The sequence below is a fragment of the Plantactinospora endophytica genome, assembly GCF_016862915.1.
Classification (GTDB): domain Bacteria; phylum Actinomycetota; class Actinomycetes; order Mycobacteriales; family Micromonosporaceae; genus Plantactinospora; species Plantactinospora endophytica.
The window spans coordinates 15,012-33,246 of record NZ_BONW01000017.1 but is presented as its reverse complement, the minus strand read 5'-3'; the positions used below and the strand labels follow the sequence as shown (position 1 = coordinate 33,246).

At 72.3% G+C, this 18,235-nt stretch carries 19 protein-coding genes; 8 read left to right on the top strand and 11 right to left on the bottom strand.

Going from position 1 to position 18,235, the window contains the following annotated elements; translation table 11 throughout:
* From Pen02_RS18550 to Pen02_RS18510, 9 genes are all read right to left on the bottom strand, one after another.
* Window positions 1-435, bottom strand: coding sequence for a TadE family protein (locus Pen02_RS18550; RefSeq protein WP_372445623.1), 435 nt, complete (start codon window positions 433-435; stop codon window positions 1-3).
* Window positions 435-671, bottom strand: coding sequence for a hypothetical protein (locus Pen02_RS18545; protein ID WP_203867345.1), 237 nt, complete (start codon window positions 669-671; stop codon window positions 435-437). Before Pen02_RS18545 ends, Pen02_RS18550 begins: the two co-directional genes overlap by 1 nt.
* A gap of 33 nt (window positions 672-704) precedes the next feature.
* Window positions 705-1,574 carry a type II secretion system F family protein gene (locus tag Pen02_RS18540; protein WP_203867494.1) on the bottom strand — a complete coding sequence of 290 codons (870 nt, stop codon included), beginning with the start codon at window positions 1,572-1,574 and terminating at the stop codon, window positions 705-707.
* Window positions 1,575-1,635: 61 nt separating this feature from the next.
* The gene (locus tag Pen02_RS18535) at window positions 1,636-2,538 is read right to left on the bottom strand and encodes a type II secretion system F family protein (RefSeq protein WP_203867344.1); all 903 of its coding nucleotides are present in this window, start codon (window positions 2,536-2,538) and stop codon (window positions 1,636-1,638) included.
* A 70-nt stretch (window positions 2,539-2,608) separates the two neighbouring features.
* On the bottom strand, window positions 2,609-4,174 hold the full coding sequence (locus tag Pen02_RS18530) for a TadA family conjugal transfer-associated ATPase (protein WP_203867343.1): 1,566 nt from the start codon (window positions 4,172-4,174) through the stop codon (window positions 2,609-2,611).
* Window positions 4,164-4,967 (bottom strand): CpaE/TadZ family protein, encoded by an 804-nt coding sequence (locus tag Pen02_RS18525; protein ID WP_203867342.1) that lies wholly within the window; start codon window positions 4,965-4,967, stop codon window positions 4,164-4,166. Before Pen02_RS18525 ends, Pen02_RS18530 begins: the two co-directional genes overlap by 11 nt.
* Window positions 4,968-4,969: 2 nt before the next feature.
* Window positions 4,970-5,629: an SAF domain-containing protein gene (locus tag Pen02_RS18520; RefSeq protein WP_203867341.1), complete on the bottom strand. Its 660-nt coding sequence runs from the start codon at window positions 5,627-5,629 to the stop codon at window positions 4,970-4,972.
* The gene (locus tag Pen02_RS18515) at window positions 5,626-6,555 is read right to left on the bottom strand and encodes a hypothetical protein (protein ID WP_203867340.1); all 930 of its coding nucleotides are present in this window, start codon (window positions 6,553-6,555) and stop codon (window positions 5,626-5,628) included. Before Pen02_RS18515 ends, Pen02_RS18520 begins: the two co-directional genes overlap by 4 nt.
* Entirely contained in the window at window positions 6,549-7,109 is a 561-nt protein-coding gene (locus tag Pen02_RS18510) for a hypothetical protein (RefSeq protein WP_203867339.1), read from the bottom strand. The genes Pen02_RS18515 and Pen02_RS18510 overlap by 7 nt, the downstream gene beginning before the upstream one ends.
* Window positions 7,110-7,701: 592 nt before the next feature.
* Between Pen02_RS18510 and Pen02_RS18505 the strand changes: the two genes are divergently transcribed.
* The gene (locus Pen02_RS18505; RefSeq protein WP_239140950.1) at window positions 7,702-8,436 is read left to right on the top strand and encodes a prepilin peptidase; all 735 of its coding nucleotides are present in this window, start codon (window positions 7,702-7,704) and stop codon (window positions 8,434-8,436) included.
* Between the two features lie 272 nt (window positions 8,437-8,708).
* Entirely contained in the window at window positions 8,709-9,911 is a 1,203-nt protein-coding gene (locus Pen02_RS18500) for an LPXTG cell wall anchor domain-containing protein (RefSeq protein WP_203867338.1), read from the top strand.
* Window positions 9,912-10,056: 145 nt separating this feature from the next.
* On the opposite strand, the gene Pen02_RS18495 is transcribed toward Pen02_RS18500, so the two are convergent.
* Together Pen02_RS18495 and recD2 are read right to left on the bottom strand one after the other, a co-directional pair.
* Window positions 10,057-10,629, bottom strand: a complete 573-nt coding sequence (locus Pen02_RS18495) for a CGNR zinc finger domain-containing protein (protein WP_203867337.1) — start codon at window positions 10,627-10,629, stop codon at window positions 10,057-10,059.
* Window positions 10,630-10,792: 163 nt separating this feature from the next.
* Window positions 10,793-12,982, bottom strand: coding sequence for an SF1B family DNA helicase RecD2 (recD2, locus tag Pen02_RS18490; protein ID WP_203867492.1), 2,190 nt, complete (start codon window positions 12,980-12,982; stop codon window positions 10,793-10,795).
* Window positions 12,983-13,284: 302 nt separating this feature from the next.
* Between recD2 and Pen02_RS18485 the strand changes: the two genes are divergently transcribed.
* From Pen02_RS18485 to Pen02_RS18460, 6 genes are all read left to right on the top strand, one after another.
* Window positions 13,285-13,587 carry a hypothetical protein gene (locus tag Pen02_RS18485; RefSeq protein ID WP_203867336.1) on the top strand — a complete coding sequence of 101 codons (303 nt, stop codon included), beginning with the start codon at window positions 13,285-13,287 and terminating at the stop codon, window positions 13,585-13,587.
* 80 nt (window positions 13,588-13,667) lie between these two features.
* Window positions 13,668-14,546, top strand: a complete 879-nt coding sequence (locus tag Pen02_RS18480; protein WP_203867335.1) for an ABC transporter ATP-binding protein — start codon at window positions 13,668-13,670, stop codon at window positions 14,544-14,546.
* Window positions 14,543-15,145, top strand: coding sequence for a hypothetical protein (locus tag Pen02_RS18475; protein ID WP_203867334.1), 603 nt, complete (start codon window positions 14,543-14,545; stop codon window positions 15,143-15,145). Before Pen02_RS18480 ends, Pen02_RS18475 begins: the two co-directional genes overlap by 4 nt.
* Before the next feature lie 132 nt (window positions 15,146-15,277).
* Window positions 15,278-15,517 (top strand): DUF397 domain-containing protein, encoded by a 240-nt coding sequence (locus Pen02_RS18470; protein ID WP_203867333.1) that lies wholly within the window; start codon window positions 15,278-15,280, stop codon window positions 15,515-15,517.
* A 118-nt stretch (window positions 15,518-15,635) separates the two neighbouring features.
* A complete protein-coding gene (locus Pen02_RS18465) occupies window positions 15,636-16,643 on the top strand; it encodes a fibronectin type III domain-containing protein (protein WP_203867332.1) in 1,008 nt (335 codons plus the stop codon).
* 491 nt (window positions 16,644-17,134) lie between these two features.
* Window positions 17,135-18,199, top strand: coding sequence for a hypothetical protein (locus Pen02_RS18460; RefSeq protein ID WP_203867331.1), 1,065 nt, complete (start codon window positions 17,135-17,137; stop codon window positions 18,197-18,199).
* Window positions 18,200-18,235 lie beyond the last annotated feature (36 nt).

Below are 18,235 nucleotides of genomic sequence, written 5' to 3'. Positions count from 1 at the left end.
TCACGGCGCCTCCTCCTCGGTGAACCGCTCCACCGTGCCGAACGCCGTCTCGCTGATCGGCGGCAACGAGATCAGCGGTACGACCCGGAGCGGCTGTCCGGTCACGGTGGCGCTCACCTGCGTGTCGTCCGGCTCCGGAACCGTGACCGTGACCTCCCAGCCCTCCAGCCAGTCACCGGCCCGGTCGAGGAAGTCCTCGGCGCGTTCCTGCCCCACCCCCGGCTCCGCCTGGTACGCCCGCTGCGCGCTGACCGCCGACTGCGCGGCGTTCAGCGCGGTGGCCCGGGCGATGAACCAGGCGGCGGCCTGGATCGAGGCGAGCAGCAGGATCAGGATGGCCGGCATCAGCACCGCCAGCTCGACCGGATTCGCCCCCCGATCGCGCTCCACCCCGGGCAACGAACGCCCGCCGAGGAGCCGACGTACGGGGATCACTACTGCGGCACTCCGCCGGGATCGCCACCGGTGTCCGCGCCGCCGCCCGGCTCCGGAATGGCGTCCATCCAGTCCGTGACGCTGCGCGACACGGCGACGGTGACCGCGAGGGCCGCGGCCACCAGACCAAAGATGATCACTGCGGTGGGTACCGGGCTGTCACCCCGATCCCCCGTACGGCGCAGTTCGGCGAGCCGCACCCTGAGCGCAATGTGCAGGTAGTTGATGATCGACATTGCGGTCTCCCTTCAACGTGACGGTGGATCGGGTCAGATCCGGGCCACGAACGGATAGAGGACGAAGCCGACGAGTACGAACACCAGCAGCGCGCCCGGCACGTCGAGCCGGCTGGTCACCGCCTCGGCCCGGGCCAGGTTGTCGGTCCGGATCTGGTCGCGCAGCGAGTCGGCCCGGCCCCGCAGCGAGTCGTGCACCTGTGCACCCTCGGTACCGGAGGACTGCATGATCGCCCCGACGTCACCGAGTTCCGGGATGCCGATCTTCTCGGCGAGGTCGCGCAGCTCGTCCCAGGGCGAGTGCATCTGGAGCTGGGCCAGTCGCAGCGACTCCCGGATCCGCTCGAAGACCCAGCCGTCACAGACCTCGGCCGCCCGCTCCAACGCCTGCACCGGCCCGTGCGCGGCGGAGAGCTGCAAGGCGACCAGGTCCAGGTAGGCGCAGACGGCCTGCCGGAACTCCCGCCGGGCCCGCTCCGCCTTGACCAGCACACTGCGGTGCGCCATCAGCACACAGAGCAGCGCGAACCCGAGGGCGCCCACGGTCGGCACCACGAACGGCAGCCGGATTCCGGCGAGGAAGAGGATCGCGCTCGACACCGCCGGAGTCGCCAGCCCGATCAGCCCGGAGAGCAGCAACGACAGCGTGTACTGCTCCGGCGACTGCCCGATCAGCGCGAGTTGCCGGTGCGGCGGACGCAACCACCGGGCCGCTCCGGCGAGCCAGTCGAGATCCCGCCCCCTGGCCCGTACCGGCCGACTCACCCCGGCCGGTTGGTGCAGCCGACCCAGTGCGGGACCGAGCGCCGGAGTCACCGGCAACGCCTCCCGGACCAGCAGGAACAGCCCCAATCCGACGACGGCGCCGCCGACCACCCCGAACGTCAGGTACCAGTTGAGGATCACGACGTCCCCCCACCCGTCCGCGACCGCAGGCACACCGGAACCGATCCACGCCACACACTCACCGGAGTGCCTCCTCACGGTCCGGCGGGGCGAGGAACCGGGCCGGCCGGGGCGGCAGGCTCATCGACCGCACCCAGGCGAGCAGGGCGACGAAGGCGGCACCGAGCAGCACCATCACCAACTGCCCGTCCGGAGTCCCGTACGGCTCCATGTAGTCCGGGTTCACCAGCCCGTACGCCAGCACCAGCAGGGTCATCCCGGTCAGGAAGCGCACCGCGAACCGGGGCTGGGCCCGCTTCGCCTCGACCTCCCGCCGGGTCACCACCTCCGCCGCCGCCGCCGAGGCGATCGCCCCGAGCACGTCGCCCAGCCGCTCACCCCGGTCGGTCAGGTGCAGGATCAGCGCCGCCACCACCTGGTCGCAGACCGGGTCACCGATCTCCTCGGCGAACGCCAGCAGCGCGGCCCGGCCCTGCCAGCCGGCGGCCAGCCGGGCGGCGAGCAGGCGTACCTCCTCGTCCACCTGCTCCGGCGCGGTCGAGACCGTACCGATGATCGCCTGCTGGAGCCCTTGACCGGTGCCCGAGACGTCCTTGAGCCGCCGGGTCCACTCGCCGATCGCCTCGATCCGGTTGATCGCCCGCCGCTCGGCCCGCCCGGTGCCGAGCAGCCACGGCACACCCGGCACCGCGACCGCGACCAGCAGCCCGACCACCGGCAGCCCGGTCAGCAGGAACGCCACCGCCCCCAGCACCACCGCCCCGACCAGCAACGTCTGGTGCGCCCGCCGCTCCCGGGCACTCGTCCCGTTACCCACCCAGAATCGCCGCAGCACGGAACTGCCACCGGGCCGGGCCGGCCGGCTCGTCCCGACGAACGCGACGACCACCAACACCAACCCGGTCACGCAGGCGATCCCGGAAAGCACCGCGATCAGCTCGATGTTCGACGGCAGGTTCACCCCGCCACCCCCGAACCCGCCGGCCGGCCCGCCGGACCCGCCGGCCCGGCCCGCACGACGCGCCGCGCGCTCACCCGAACATCCCCAACCGACTGTGCCGAGCCCGCCGCCACGCCCCGGTACCCGCCTCGATGTACCGGGTCAGCAGCCGCGCGTCGTACCCGACCCGCAACAACTGCTCACGAACCCGCTCCGGCAGATGCCGGGGCACCGCCCGCCCGTCCGACCCCGGCCCGAAGACCGTCGTGGTGGTGATCCGGTTCCCCTCGCCGACCCCGATGACCTCCTCGACGTGCGAGACGAACCGGTGCTTCCGGCCGCCGATCGCGGTCTCGTCCTCGATGGTCACGTAGACGATCAGGTCCAGCGCGTTCCCGGCCATCCGCCGGGCCTGCTCGACGGTCATCTCCCGGCCGTGCGCCAGCGCCAGCTCGATGATCCGTTCGCTGACCCCGGCCGGGGTACGGGCGTGGATGGTGCACATCGAGCCCCGGCTGGTCGTCATCGCCTGGAGCATCGGCACGATCTCCCGGGAGCGCACCTCGCCGACGATGATCCGGAGTACGCCCATCCGCAGCGCCACCGGGATCAGGTCGGCGATGGTCACCTCGCCGGCCGGGCGCCCGTCCGGGCCTCGGTCGCCGTGCCCCTCCCGGGACTCGAAGCTCATCACCGCCCGGTGCTTGCGTCCCCGCCGCGCCGGCAGCAGCTCCCGGCTCTCCTCCAGCAGCACGTACGGCTCGTCGGCCGGGATCTCGTCCATCAGCGCCCGGATGATCGTGGTCTTGCCCGCCCCGGCCAGCCCGGCGACCATGATGTTCAGCCCGGCCCGCATCGCGGCGCGGAGGAAGTCCCGGATCAGCACGTCGAGCATCTCGTCCAGGTCGGCCCGGGCGCCGGAGATCTCGTCGAGGGTCACCTCGACGGTGTTGTGTTTCCGGATCACCGCGTACGGGCGGTGGCTGACCAGGAAGACCGCCGCGAGTCGGCTGCCGTCCGGCAACTGTAGATCCAGGGTCGGTTTCGAGGTGGAGAGCGACCGTTCGGTGGCACCGGCCCGGCGCGCCGCCGCCTGGAGGATCTCCACCATCTCCTCGTCGCTGTCCGCGATCGGCTCGGCCCACTCGACGCCACCGTTGCGCCGGGTGATCCGGACCGAGTCGCAGCCGAGGATGTGCACCTCTTCGATCGAGTTGTCGACCAGCAGGGTCTGCAACCGGCCGAGCCCGACGAGTTCGGCGTTGACCTGGTCGAGCAGCATCCGCTCCTCGGCCGCCGACATCGGGGTACCGGCCCGGCGGGTGGAGTCGGCGTACTCGGAGACGACCGCGACGGCGAGCCGGGCCCGCTCGACGTCCTCCTCGGCGGGACTGAACTCCCGGCCGCGCTGCCACAGGGTCAGCCGTTCACTCAGTTCCCGACGGAGTTCCCGGACGACTCCGAAGTCGACCCGGGGCCGGCTCGGTGCGGGCGGCGTCACCGGCTGCGGCACGACCGCGTACGGGGGCAGCGGGCCACTGCTCGGCAGCGGTACCGGCCGGTGCCCGTTGTGCGGGACGACCTGCCAGATCGGGGCGGTGGAGGGCGCGTCCGGGTCCTGCGGTCGCGGGTCGGAGTAGACGGGCTCAAATCGCACCCGGCACCCCCTCGATCGCGACCGGCCGGCCGAGCCGGGCCCGGCGCCGGTCGAGGACCGCCCGGACCGGCACCTCCAGGGCGCTGGCCGCGCGCATCAGCGGCCGGTTGCCACGTACGGTTCCGCCGTGGCTGAGCACCTCGGCGGTACGCGGGTCGTCCGGCAACTGGGCGATCACCGGTAGCCGGAGCGCCTTGGCCACCTCGCCCCGGCTGTGCTCTCCGCCGATCAGCAGCAGTCGCAGCGTGTCGGCGGGTACCCGGTGTTCGGCGAAGTCCCGCTCGATCGCCCGGATCATGGCCTGGGTGCTGGACAGGTGCGGCAGCCGGGCGGTGGCGACGACCAGCACGATGTCGGCGGCCCGGAGCAGTGGCCACGGCGGGCCGACCACCTGGAGCCGGCCGCAGTCGACAAGCACGTCGTACGCCGGCCGGCCGTTCGCCAGTCCGGTGAAGAAGTCGGCGAACCGCTGCCACAGCGGTACGACGCTGCCGGCCTGGGCGGGGTCGACGACGCCGGGCAGCAGCAGTCGTTCCCGCCGGGGGGCGTCGAGGTCGACGAGCTGCGACCAGAACGCCTCTTCCAGGTTGCCGTCCCGCAGTTCGCCGACGGCCAGTTCGCCGATGCCCCGAGGGCCGGGCAGTGCCCCGCCCAGATAGCCGGCCAGCACGGATCCGCCGGACGGGTCGCACTCGGCGAGTACCAGCCGGTGGTGCCAGGAGAGGGTGCAGGCCAGCGCGGTCGTGGTGACCCCCGGCGATCCCTTGGCCGAGACGAGGGCGACGATGGCCACGGTCAGGCTGCCGCGTTGAGTACGACCGCGACCCGGTCGGCGGTGGCCAGCGCCACCACGGCCGGTACGTCCTTGGCGGCGAGCGCGAGGTAGAGCACCACCGAGTTGCTGGCCGGTACGGCCATGTCGATGACCGTGGCCTGGAACCGGGTGGCCGGCGCGGCGGCGGCCCGGGTGTCGGTACCGGCGGTGCTGAACAGCAGCACCTTGTCGCCGGGCCGGAGCCGTTTCGCCGGTACCTCGCTGGGGCGCAGCCCGACCGAGATCTGCTGCTGGCCGGGGCCGAGCAGCGGCTTGTCGGTGAGCTGCGCCATGGTCAGCAGGGTGCCGGGGGTGAGCGTGACGGTGGCCCGCTTGCCGACCACCTCGGCGAGCCGGTCGGCGGCCACCGGTTCGAGGCCCTGACCGCCGGCCACCTGCACCGCCACCAGGTCGTCGGCGCTGAGTGCGGTGCCGACCGGTACGGCCCGGGCGACGGCGAGGTAGCTGCCGGTGGCGCGTACGGAGGTGATCGCGAACGCGGATCCGAGCCCGCCGAGCGCGATCAGCAGTACGGCGAGGCCGAGCAGGCCGGGTCGCATCCGACGCTGCCGGACGATCCGGGGTGGGGTGATCGGCGCGTCGAGCGGTACCCCTGTGGTCGGACTGGTCGCCACGGTCACCTCGTCACCACCTGGAGTTCGTCGATCAGGATCGTGGCGGTGGCGGTGCGCTCGGTGGAGAGCGCGTCCTCGTCACCCTCGCCGGTACTGCTGCCCCACGGCACCGTCCACTGCTTGACCGCGGTGATCTCGTACTTCCCGCCGGGTTCCGCGCCGCTGGACCGGGGATAGCCGGGGTATGCGCAGGCGCCGGGCGGTGGCTGGCGCGGGTCGTGCACGCCGGCCTTGAACGGGATGCCGGCCGAGCTGCACTCCTTCGTCTCGCCGTTGCCCATCCGCCAGAGGATCTTCGTCGGGGTGGCCTCGATCCAGACCGTGACGCCGCCCTGGGTGTCCGTCTCCCGCTCGGTCTCCCAGCTCGACGCGTCGTACAGCCACACCGGTACGCCGACCAGTCCGGGTGCGTCGCTCGGCGCGGTCCGGATCTCCGGCGGCTCCAGGACCAGGTTGGCGAAGAGGTTCATGGCGATCTGCTCGGGGTCGGGCGGGTCGAAGCCGGCGGGCGGGTCGGCCAGGAAGACGAGTTCCGAGCTGCCCGCTCCGCTACAGGTCCGCAGGTAGGCGGTCAGCCCGGGCTCGACGTCCGGCGGCTGCGGCTCGGCCCGCTTGTAGTAACAGTCGTCGGCGCTGTTGAACCAGCCGAGTACGTCGTCGTAGCAGGGCACCACCGTGCCGTCGTCCTTCTCGCAGGTCCGGTCCCCGCCGCCGGACCCGCCGCCGTCGCCGGGGTTGGTCGGGCCGCCGCCGTCGCCGCCGGGAGTGCCGGGCAGGTCTTCCCAGACGTCGCAGTTGCTCTGCCCCGGTGGGCACTCGGCGCCCGGGTCGGCGGCGGCGGGCCCGCCGGTGACCGCCAGCGCGGCGGCCAGGACGAGCGTGCTGGCCGCGCCGGTCGCCAGCGCCCGCGCGAGGGCCCGCCGGGTCAGCACGGCTGGTCCTCGTGGCTGGCGCCGACGTTGATCAGCCAGCGGCCGTCGGGGTAGCGGGTGGCGGTCGCGGTGGCGAGGTGCCGGCTGCCGGCCGATCCGGGTACCACTTTCTTGTCCTTCTTGTAGACCAGCCGGTAGCCGGTGGCGTCGATGCAGTCCTGGATCGATACGGTGGCCGGGTCGGAGTCGAGATCGACGGCGGTGACCGACGGATTGGAGACGAGCTTTCCGGTACGCATCGCGCCGTGCTCCTTCGCGTCCCGAATGGTGAGTCTGACCCGGGTCAGTAGTGGATCTGCGAGATATTTCCGCAGTTGCGGATCGAGTGGATCGCCGGACTGCTCCGCTTTCCGTACGGCGGTCAGATAGCCGGCATAGGCGGCGAGGGCGGATTTCTCCGCCTCGGCGCCCCGGGTGTCGGGGCTGGCGGCCGGTGCGGCGTCGGAATCGCGTGGCGCGGCGCTGCCGGGCCGGTTGCCGCAGCCGGTGCCGCCGAAGACGAGTGCCAGCCCGAGCAGGGCGGCCCAGAGGTACGCCGGTTGCCGGGTTCGCAACGGTGCCTCCTCCTGCTCCGCCGCTGACCGCCCACCTGAGCAGAGTTGTCCGGTTCGCTCCCGCCGATCTGATCCGCCGACGGGTCGTGGGCGCGGCCGCTCCGCCCCGGCGGCCCGCTACCGGGCCCGGCGCCGCTGCATCCACATTCGGGTGAGTCGATCTAGATTCTGGGTGTCGTATTGCCAGTCGATCTCTTTGTCGCCTAGTGGTCGACGGTTGTGCGTCGCCGTCCAGATGGCGAGCATAGGCTGACCGCCGACGATACAACAGGGGCTATTTGAGAGAATACGTACGGTTACGATCTCTGTTGTCGATCGACGGCGTGATCCTATGATGTCGATCGATGGCAGCTATTTGATCAATGGTCGGTGGACGGTGAAGATCCGCCGCCCCTTCCGTTCCGATTGTGCCGGCTCCGGGGAGCGAAATGCCATGGATGACGATGATCTGACAGCTTCCGTACCCGAGTCTGTGGGCGCGCCGGCCGGGGTCGACGGGTCGTCGTCGCGGCGCCGATCGGTCCTCCTCCGACGGGCGGAAGCGCGTTCGCCCGAGCAGGGAAGATCCGAAAATAGCGATCATGAAGTTACCCTGCGTGTCCGAAGTCGCCTGGCTTGGTGGCTCGCGTCGCTGACCGTCGCCCCGGTACTGCGCTGGCTCGTCGTCACCGACTCGGTTCCGTACGGCCAGCCGCGCCGGTCCGGCTGTGACCACTGTGGCGTCCCGATCGGCCCCACCGGGTCGCTGCGCGCCCTCGGCCCGACGGCCCGCTGCCCCGGCTGCGGCAGCCGGATCGGCGCACCGCCGCTGGCCGTCGAGCTCGTACTGCTCCTCGCGGTGGCGGCAGTGGTCGTGGCGGGCCGGTCGCCGGTCGAGTCGATCGCGTTCGGCTGGTGGGCGGCGTGCGCGGTGCCGCTGCTCTTCGTCGACCTGGCCGTACACCGGCTGCCGGACCGGCTGACCTACGCCGCCGCCGGTGGCACCCTGGCCCTGCTCGGCCTGGCCGCCCTGCTGGTCGGCGACCCCACGGCCTGGTGGCGGGCCGTACTCGCCGGGCTCGGCGCGGCACTGTTCCTCGCCGGTACCACCCTGCTGCTCGGTCGCCGGGGCTTCGGGCTCGGCGACGCCAAGTTGGCGCTGAGCGCGGTCGCCGTACTCGGCTGGCTCGGCTGGCCGGCGGTGGTACTCGGCACGCTGCTGACCTTCGGCGCCTCGGCGCTGTGCGGGCTGGCTCTGCTCGCCACCCGCCGGATCGGCTGGGGCGGCCACCTCCCGTTCGGCCCGTTCCTGGTGCTGGGCACGCTGGGCGCCCTGGCACTGAGCTGACCAGTCAGGACGGCCTGCACCGCCGGGCCGCGCCGAGCTGGGCACCGGTCGGAATGTCTCCTCCGGACGGTGGAGCGGCCGGCCGGCTGGCCGGTCGAGGTTTCCCGCCGATCACTCGACCGGCAGCCCGGCACACCGCCGTAAACGCGACACAACCCGGCACTGTGGCGGATGCCGGACGTGAGCAGGCGATCACCGGGTCGGCGGCCCCATCCGGCGGCCGGTACCGTACGTCGGTCATCCGATCTTCGACCTGGTAAAACGGGGGAACCATGAAGTTGCGTACCCAGCGCCTGCTGGCTCGGGCCGGCGCGGGCGGCCTGGCCTTGTTCGCCAGCGGTGCGATGATCGCCGTCGGCGGCGCCGCCCACGCGGACGCCGGTGCCGACCTGGAACTGACCGTGTCGTCCGGCACCGTCGCGGTCGGCGAACCGCTGACCAAGCACCAGGCGACCGCGTTGAACAAGGGCCCGGGAGACGCCACGGGCTGGCAGTTCGAGTACGACCTCAGCGGGCTCGACGACAGCCTGGTGACGCTCGGCGACCGCCTGCACCTCGGCTGCGAACTGATTGGCGAGAAGGTCCGCTGCTCCACGATGGGTCTCTCGCCGGGGCACAGCCTCGCCCAGTCCACCCCGTTCACCCTGACCCAGGTGCCGGGCAAGCACGGCAAGGCGGGCTCCTACACCGTCACCGCGGTCTCCGAGGCCGATCCCGACCAGACGAACAACTCGGCGAAGGTCGAGGTCGAGGTGCCGGCGATCGGGGTGGACCTGGCGGTCTACGCCGAGGACGTCTACCAGGTCACCGAGGAGGGCGAGTTCACCGACCGGCCCGTGCCGCCGGGCGGCCGTACCCTGACCTTCGGGGTGGTCGGCAACCTCGGTGACACGATCGCCAAGGGCATCAGGGTCCGGGTCACCCTGCCGGAGTACCTGACCTTCGACGAGGTCGAGCCGGGCTGCGAGTACTCGGCCGGCAACCGGACGGTCACCTGCGACTACGAGCAGATCACGCTGGTACCGGCCGACCAGGACACCGACGACTCCGACGACGTCTTCTCCGCCGTCGGAATCGTCTTCCCGGTCAAGGTCGCCGAGGACGCGCCCGGCCCGGTCGTCGCCCGGGGCGGCGAGCTGTTCAGCAGCGCCCTCGCCGTCCAGGACGGGGTCGACCCGGCTTCGGTGGCCCGGAGCCGGAGCACCGGACTGCCGGAGGGCGCCAAGGGGATGTCCGCGAAGCAGATCGACGACGCCGACCCGGCCGACAACACCGACACCTTCCGGGCGCACATCGCCGCGCCCTCCGGTACGGGTGGCGGGGACGGCGGCGGTCTGCCGGTGACCGGTGTCCAGGCCGGCCTGATCGGCGGCGCCGGAGCCGGTGTGGTGCTGCTCGGCGGGGTGCTGTTCCTGCTCGCCCGGCGCCGCCGGGTCGTACTGGTCACCCCGGGTGACGAGCGGACGAGTTCCTGACCTGTCGCGTGATCTCCGGGCGGGGCGGCGCGGCCGTCCCGCCCGGAACCGTTTCCGACACGGTGCTTCGCGAGGCGAAGGACGCGAAGATCCCGGTCATCCCGACCGACGGGCGATCGGACCGGACCGGTCGGCGCCCTTGAGGTCAGCCGACGGAGCGACCGGCGGACCGGCCGGCCCGGTACGCGCGCATCTTGGCCCGGCTGCCGCAGACGCTCATCGTGCACCAGCGACCGCGTCCGGCCGGGCTGTGGTCGTAGTAGACCCACTGGCACCGGTGCGCCGCGCAGGCTTTCAGCCGGGGCCAGGTGCCGACGGCGGCGGCGTTCAGGATCGCCGCCGCCACGTCCGCGATCAGTGCCGCCGACCCGCCCAGCCCGGCCACCGGCACCGCCCGGGCCGCACCGTCGGCGTCGATGGTGAGCAGCAGCGGGGACGTGGCGAGGGTGTAGCGCAGCGCGGCGGTGGAGGCGGCCGGCACCTGACTGCCGGCGTGCCCCCGGCAGGCGTCCCGTAACGCCTCCCGGAACCGCCGGGTCTCGGTCACGTCGGCGTCGGTGAAGCCGAGGCCGGTCGCGCCGTGCCTGGCGGCGAAGGCGGTGAGTTCGGCGATCGTACGGAGCCGGTCGCGGCCAGCCTCGATGTCGACCGTGTTCAACAGGTTCTGCACCAGCGCTAGCGGTCCGGGCGCGGGGGCACGGTCACCGGGCTGCCTCATGGCGCCACCGTACGCACCCGGCGCCAGATACGGAAACGTCTGTCGATGTATTCGCCCGTCCTCCCAGCCCCTCGCCGGCAGACCGGGCGGCCGTCCCGGGATGTTTCCCGGCGCGGTCGACGGGCAGCGGTCCGAGGGATCTGCCCGGTGACCTGCACACGAATCACTCCGGGAGAAGCCGGTGGGTGAGTGCGGTGTGTCGGCGACCGGTGCCGGCGGTGCGTACCGCGATCGCCAGCGCCTTGCGCGAACCGGCCAGCACCACCAGCTTGCGGGCCCGGGTCACCGCCGTGTAGAGCAGGTTCCGTTGCAGCATCGTGTAGGAACTCATCGTCACCGGTACCACCACCGCCGGGTACTCGCTGCCCTGCGACCGGTGCACCGTGATGGCGTACGCGTGTTGCAGCTCGTCGAGTTCGTCGAAGTCGTACCCGATCTCCTCGGCCTCGTCGGTGCGGACGGTGAGGTTCCGGTTCTCCACCGACAGCCCGGTGACCACCCCGACGGTGCCGTTGAAGACCCCGGCCGCGCCCTTGTCGTAGTTGTTCCTGATCTGGATCACCTTGTCGCCGACCCGGAAGACCCGGGCACCGTGCCGGCGCTCCGGCTGCCCCTCCCGGTACGGCGAGATCGCCTGTTGCAGCGCGGTGTTCAGGTTGCCGGCGCCGGCCGGTCCCCGGTGCATCGGGGTGAGCACCTGGATGTCCCGGGGGCGCAGGCTGAACTTGCGGGGCACCCGGCGGGCGACGATGTCCACCACCAGTTCGGCGGTGGCCTCCGGCTCGTCCACCGGAAAGAGGAAGAAGTCGGGATATTCGCCGAGCAGCGGCGACTGGCCGGCGTTGATCCGGTGCGCGTTCACCACCACCCCGGACTGCTGCGCCTGCCGGAAGATCTTCGTCAGCCGTACCCGGGGGATCGACTCGGCGCCGAGCACGTCCCGGAGCACCTCGCCGGCCCCGACCGACGGCAACTGGTCGACGTCACCGACCAGCAGCAGGTGTGCGCCGGGCGCGACCGCCTTGACCAGCTTGTTCGCCAGGATCAGGTCCAGCATGGACGCCTCGTCCACCACCACCAGGTCGGCGTCGATCGGGTTGTCCCGGTCGTGTGTCGGGTCGCCGCCGGGCCGCAGTTGCAGCAGCCGGTGCACGGTCGCGGCCGGATGCCCGGTCAGCTCGGTCATCCGTTTCGCGGCCCGGCCGGTCGGCGCGGCCAGCACGATCTTCGCGCCCTTGGCGGCGGCGAGGGCGATCACCGACGAGACCGTGAACGACTTGCCACAGCCGGGTCCGCCGGTCAGCACCGCGACCTTCGAGGTCAGCGCGAGCCGGACCGCGGCCTCCTGCTCGGGGGCCAGGTCGGCACCCGTCCGGGTACGCAGCCAGGCCAGCGCCTTCGTCCAGTCCACGCCCGCGAACGCCGGCATCCGGTCCTCCCGGTGCCGGAGCAGCCGGAGCAGGCTGGTGGCGAGCGCGGACTCGGCCCGGTGGAACGGCACCAGGTAGACGGCCGGGATCGTGCCGCCCTCGGTGCTCCGGTTCGGCACCGGCTCCCGCACCACGCCCTCGTCGGCGGCGAGGTCGGCCAGGCAGTCCCGGACCAGTTCGACAGGTACCCCGAGAATCTCGGCGGCGTCCGCCACCAGGTTCGGCTCCGGCAGGTAGCAGTGTCCGGCGTCGGCGGCCTCGGAGAGGGTGTACTGGATGCCGGCCCGGACCCGCTGCGGGCTGTCGTGCGGGATGCCGACACCCTGGGCGATGGTGTCGGCGGTCTTGAACCCGATTCCCCACACGTCGGCCGCCAGCCGGTACGGCTCGTTGCGGACGACCGGGACCGAGCCGTCGCCGTACTTCTTGTAGATGCGTACGGCCAGCGAGGTGGAGACGCCGACGCCCTGGAGGAAGACCATCACCTCCTTGATGGACTGTTGCTCCACCCAGGCGGCGGCGATCAGCTTCGTCCGCTTCGGACCGAGGCCGGGTACCTCGACCAGCCGCCCGACCTCCTCCTCGATGACCCGCAACGTGTCGACACCGAAGTGCCCGACGATCCGCTCCGCCATCTTCGGGCCGATCCCCTTGATCAGCCCCGAGCCGAGGTAGCGCTCGATGCCCTGCACCGTCGCCGGCAGCACAGTCGTGTACGACTCCACCTCGAACTGCCGCCCGTACTTCGGGTGCGAGCCCCAGCGCCCGACCAGCCGTACGCTCTCCCCGGGCTGTACGCCGAGCAGCGAGCCGACCACGGTGAGCAGGTCGGGGCCGGTCCGCTCGGTGGCGAACCGGGCGATGGTGTAGCCGGTCTCCTCGTTGGCGTAGGTGACCCGTTCGAGTACCGCCTCCAGCACCACCCCGCCCGGCCGTCCGCCCGGCCGCTGCCCGGCGGTCGGCGCCGGTTGCCGTCCGGCGTCCGGCACCCGCTGTCGGCCGGTCTGCGGCGCCGGCTGCGGTGCGGCGGTCGGCGCCTGCTGTCGGCTGGTCTGCGGTGCCGGCTGCGGTGCGGTGGTCGGCGCCTGCTGTCCGGTCACCGGAGCATCATGCAGCACACCTGCGTCAGCCACGCACCGTCGCCACTGACGGCACGCTGACCCCGGCGGTCTCCAACTGGCGTGATCCCGGCCCATGTCCGGACGGCCCGGCCTAGCGTGAGGCCATGAACGACGGGGAGCGGGCGCTGGTTATCGACGGGGAACTGCACGAGCTGCTGGTGATGCTCGCCAACAGCCGGGACGAGACGGTGGGCGAGACGGCCACCCGACTGATCGAGGCCGAGTTCGACCGGATCAACCCGGGGATGCTGGACGACATCCGTCGCCCCGGCGCGGCGATCAAACGCCTCTACGCGGCGACCGGGCGGCCGGTTCCGCCGGCCTTCCAGCAGATGGTCGACCGTGAGTTCGGCGGCGCCACCGGGCTGCGCGAACTCGACGAGACCGGCGAACTGCAACGGATGTAGCCCGGTGTCCGGGATCGTCCCGTCCGGCAGCCGGACGTCGCGCCCCCCGGTGCGCGCCGGTCCGGGTGAGAATGGCCGGGATGATCGAGGCCGTCGCACTCACGAAGCAGTACCGCCGGGTTCGGGCCGTGGACGGCGTCACCTTCTCCGCGGCACCGGGCCGGGTGACCGGATTTCTCGGACTGAACGGCTCGGGCAAGACGACCACGCTGCGGATGCTGCTCGGGCTGAGTCGGCCGACCTCCGGCCAGGCACTGATCAACAGGCGCCGGTTCCGTGACCTCGCGCATCCGCTGCGGCAGGTCGGCGCCGTCCTCGAACAGGGCATCAGCCATCCCGGCCAGAGCGGCCGGGCGCATCTGGTGGCCCAGGCCATCCTGGCCGGCGCGAGCCGGTCCCGGGTCGACGCCCTGATCGGGTACGTCGGGCTGGCCGATGCCGCCGACCAGCGCACCGGCGACTACTCGCTGGGGATGCGGCAGCGGCTCGCGGTGGCGACGGCGCTGCTCGGCGAGCCGCCGGTGCTGATCCTGGACGAGCCGGCGAACGGCCTCGACCCGGAGGGCATCGCCTGGCTGCGCGGACTGCTGCGCGAGCACGCCGACGCGGGCGGCACCGTACTGATCTCCAGCCATCTGCTCGCCGAGCTGGCCCAGCTCATCGACGACGTGGTCGTCATCGCCGAGGGCCAGGTCCGATGCGTGGCCCCGCTCGCACAGCTCTACGGCGGCACCACCCGTCGGCTGCGGATCCGGGGGCGCGACCCCCGGCGGCTGTGGCAGGCGTTCGAGCAGGCCGGCGGCCGGGTCAGCTCGGACGGGCAGGCCCTGGCGGTGACCGGACTCTCCCCGGAGGACGCGGGTGAGATCGCCTTCCAGGCGCGGGTACCGATCTACGAGCTGACCAGCGACGCCCCGAACCTCGAACAGATCTTCCTCGACCTGGCGACCGCCCGATGATCGCCCTGGTCCGCAGCGAGCTGTACCGGATGGCGACGGTCCGGTCGAGCTGGATCTCGATCGCCGTCTTCGGTGTGCTGGGCGCCCTGTTCGGGGCGGTGAGCGTCGACGCCTGGGCACTGCTGGCCGGGATGGGCGCGTTCGGGCTGGCCGTGCTGGGCGTGACCCAGCACTTCCAGCACCGGACGGCGGTGCTGCTCTATCTGGCCCGGCCGGCCCGGCTGTCGACCCTGCTCGGTCAGGTGCTCAGCGGTGTGCTGGTGGCGGTGGGGTTCGCCGCCGTCAGCGGCGTGGTCGTGCTCGTCAAAGGTGACCTGACGCAGTACCGGAACACCCTGACCATCGTGCCGCTGCTGGCCGTCTTCGGTGCCGCGAACGCGGCGGTGGTACGCCGACCCACCTGGCTGTTCCTCGGGTACGCCGGCTGGTTCGTCTTCGTCGAAGGACTGCTCGGCCGGCTCAGCGCGCCGCTGCCGTTCTCCGCGTTCCTCGGCGCGGGCGGCGGTGACCGGACGAGCCTGCTGATCGCCGCCGGCTGGACCCTGCTGGCCCTGCTCTGCGCCGCCCTCACCGTCCACCGCGACCTCACCGGCGACTGACGCCTCCCTGCTGCGTACGCAGTTCATGATCTCGTAGTTTCCGGCCTGCTGGGACAGGCCAGACGCTACGCGATCATGTGCGGGTGCCGTCGTTGCAGGTGTCGCGGGGCAAACGCGTCTGGAGTGAGTGGAATGGCGACACACCGTGTGGCGGCGGCCGTCGCGCTGCCCGAGGTGGCCTGGCACGTCAGCACCCGCAGCGGCAGTGGCAGCGGGAACTGCGTGGAGGCGGGTCCGGTGCTCGACGGCAGTGGTCGGGTCGCGGTCCGGGACAGCAAGGACCGTGGTGGGCACGTGCTCGTCTATCGCAATGCGGGCTGGAACGCGTTTCTCGACGCGCTCAGGGGCGGCCGGCTCGGCCCGGGGAACTGACCGGGGTACGCGCTCTCGCAGTAGTGGCCGGGCGGGGGATCCGGGGTACTGATTCATCGGTCAGGATGAATGTCTTGGCGCCCGTCCCGGTGCCGGTACCCGAGAGCGAGGGTTCGTCGTGCGCAGTCGTCCGTTCCGCCCGCCCCGGTGGTTGGCCCGTACCCTGATCCTGCCCTTCCTCGTCACCGTCCTGGCCGCCACCGGCGGCACCGCGTACGCGGCGGACGAGGACACCAGCCCGCCGAGTACGCCCGGCCCGATCACCGTCGCCGGGACCACCACCAACTCGGTGCAGCTCACCTGGGCCGCCTCGACCGACAACGTCGGGGTCGCCGAATACCAGGTCTCGTACATCTTCACCGACATCGCCATGCTGTTCCGGACCAGCACCAACAGCATCGTGATCACCGGCCTGCTGCCGTCCCGGACCTACACCTTCAGCGTCTGGGCGCTGGACGCGGCGGGTAACCGCTCGACCGCACCGCCGTCGCTGCGGTTCACCATGCCGCCGGGGGACAATCAGCCACCGACCCCGCCCACCGCGCTCACCGTCGGGTTGGTCGGGGAGACCACCGTCGGCCTCAGTTGGGGTCGGTCCACGGACAACGTGCTGCTCGCCCAGTACGAGGTGCTGTCGATCGGCCCGGACGGCAGCACCACCGTGGTGGGACGGGTCTACCTGATGCCGCCGGCCTTCCCGAGCACCAGCCTAACGGTCTCCGGGCTGACGCCGCGTACGGCGTACCGGTTCACGGTGCGGGCGGTGGACGAGGCGGGCAACCGGTCGGCGATGGCGGCCCCGGTCGCCGTGACCACCGGACCGGCGCCGACCTGCACCGCCTCGGCGCGGCTGCGTGGGGCGGAGGTCTGGCTGACGGTCCGGAACGTCGCACCGACGACGGTCGACGGCTGGACGCTGACCTGGGCCCTGCCCGACTCGCAGCGGATCTACGCGATCTGGAACGCCGCGCTGGTCAGCCACACCGGCGGCATCGTCACGGCCCGGAACCTGCACTGGAACGCGGTACTCGTGCCCGGCGCCACGATCACCGTCGGGTACGTCGCCGGCGGCAACGTCCCGCCGGGCAACATCGCGCTGAACGGGCAGGTCTGCCAGCCCGGTTAGCCGCCTGCCAGCCAGTTGGCCGCCTGCCAGCCAGTTGGCCGCCTGCCAGCCGGTTAGCCGCCTGCCAGCCCAGTTGGGCGTCCGCCGGCCCGGCAGGGCGGGAATCGGCGCGGGTCGGACGGCGACCGGCCGGCGACCGTCGGGTCCGGGGTGGAGGGCGCGCCGGAGCGTGCGCGCCCTCCACGACCACCACGCCGGTACGGCGACCGTCCGCACCCGGGCCGGCTTCTCCTCCGGACCGGATGTCGCGTGTCCTGCGGTGCCGACCGGCGTTTACCAAGGTAATCGCACCTGTGCCGGTGCTGTCGATTGACAGGTCTGCCGATATGAGAGGCAGCCGGGAGCGGCTCGCCCCGTCGTCGGCCGGCGTTGCCGAACGGACCGCGGAACTCTTCACGGTGCGGCGGCGCCGTCCCGGACCCGGGCGGCCGTATTCGCGCTCCGGCTGGGCCTGTAGTGCCACGATCACGATCATCGAGCCGGAGCAGAAGATGACGCGTTCCCCCGCACTGCCCGACCTCTTTCGGGAGGCGGCGGCGATCGTCGCGGGCCCGGTCGGAGCCGACCGGACGGCGCAGTGGCTGTCCCTGCTGCGCCGGGTGGTGCCGTACGACGCTGCCTGGCTGTCCCTCTTCGACGAGCGGCAGCAGCGCTTCGCCGAGGTGGCCAGCACCGGCTACGACGACCGGATCCGGAACTACTTCGGCACCTGGGAGGTGGTGCGGCAGGCCGAGCAGGCGGGGTTGACCGAGTCGCCGGTGCCGTACCGGGGCCGGGACCTGCCGACCCCGGCCGCCGAGTACCCGATCTGGAGCGACTACTACTTTCCGGCCGGGTACCGGGAGGGCCTGGCGGTCGGGCTCTTCGGACCGGACCGCCGCCACCTCGGCATGCTCGTGCTCAGTACCGAGGGCGCGGACCATCCCACCGACGCGGAGCGGGCCCTGATCGGCGTACTGGCTCCCCGGATCGCCGCCACTCTCGATCCGTTGCGGTCGCTGTCGGTACTGGCCAGAGTCGTGCACGACGCCGAAGCCGGGATGGTGCTGACCCGGGTGGGTGATCCGCTGCCGCTGCCCGGCCTGCCCGGACATCCGCTGCTGGCGGTGGGTTCGACCCTGCTGGCGGTACTCGACGAGCACGCGCCCCGGGGTGAGGGCTCGGTCTCGTTCCTCTGGCCCGTCCAGTCGCCCCGGCGGCGGTCGTCCCGACGGGTGGGTGGCCGGTGGGAGGGGCGGGACGGGCTGCTCCGGGTGGTGGTGCTGGGCTGCGCCGCCGCACTGGCGCCGCTGGTCGGGGTCGCGATGCTCGCCCCGCTGCCGGCCGGCCGGTGCCCGCTGAACCTGCGCGAGCTGGTGCTGCTGGGTCTGCTGCTGGCGGGCTGGACGGACGAGCGTGTCGCAGTCGGTCTCGACCTGCCGATCGAGGCGGTCGGCCAGGCGGTGGAGCGAAGCATCTCCGCCCTACAGGCCCCGGACCGGCACGTCGCCCTGCTCCGGGCCGCCCGCTGGGGCTGGTTCATCCCGCATCTCTCCGGCACGGCGCCGATGGGCTGAAGCCGCCTCGCATGATCGCCGTGTCCGGTACCGCGC

What these genes read in the sequence shown, in the direction of transcription:
- Pen02_RS18485 (WP_203867336.1), top strand. Translation starts at nt 13,285, where the DNA reads ATGAACGACGGGGAGCGGGCGCTGGTTATCGACGGGGAACTGCACGAG.
- Pen02_RS18500 (WP_203867338.1), top strand. Translation starts at nt 8,709, where the DNA reads ATGAAGTTGCGTACCCAGCGCCTGCTGGCTCGGGCCGGCGCGGGCGGC.
- Pen02_RS18475 (WP_203867334.1), top strand. Translation starts at nt 14,543, where the DNA reads ATGATCGCCCTGGTCCGCAGCGAGCTGTACCGGATGGCGACGGTCCGG.
- Pen02_RS18460 (WP_203867331.1), top strand. Translation starts at nt 17,135, where the DNA reads ATGACGCGTTCCCCCGCACTGCCCGACCTCTTTCGGGAGGCGGCGGCG.
- Pen02_RS18545 (WP_203867345.1), bottom strand. Translation starts at nt 671, where the DNA reads ATGTCGATCATCAACTACCTGCACATTGCGCTCAGGGTGCGGCTCGCC.
- Pen02_RS18470 (WP_203867333.1), top strand. Translation starts at nt 15,278, where the DNA reads ATGGCGACACACCGTGTGGCGGCGGCCGTCGCGCTGCCCGAGGTGGCC.
- Pen02_RS18480 (WP_203867335.1), top strand. Translation starts at nt 13,668, where the DNA reads ATGATCGAGGCCGTCGCACTCACGAAGCAGTACCGCCGGGTTCGGGCC.
- Pen02_RS18495 (WP_203867337.1), bottom strand. Translation starts at nt 10,629, where the DNA reads ATGAGGCAGCCCGGTGACCGTGCCCCCGCGCCCGGACCGCTAGCGCTG.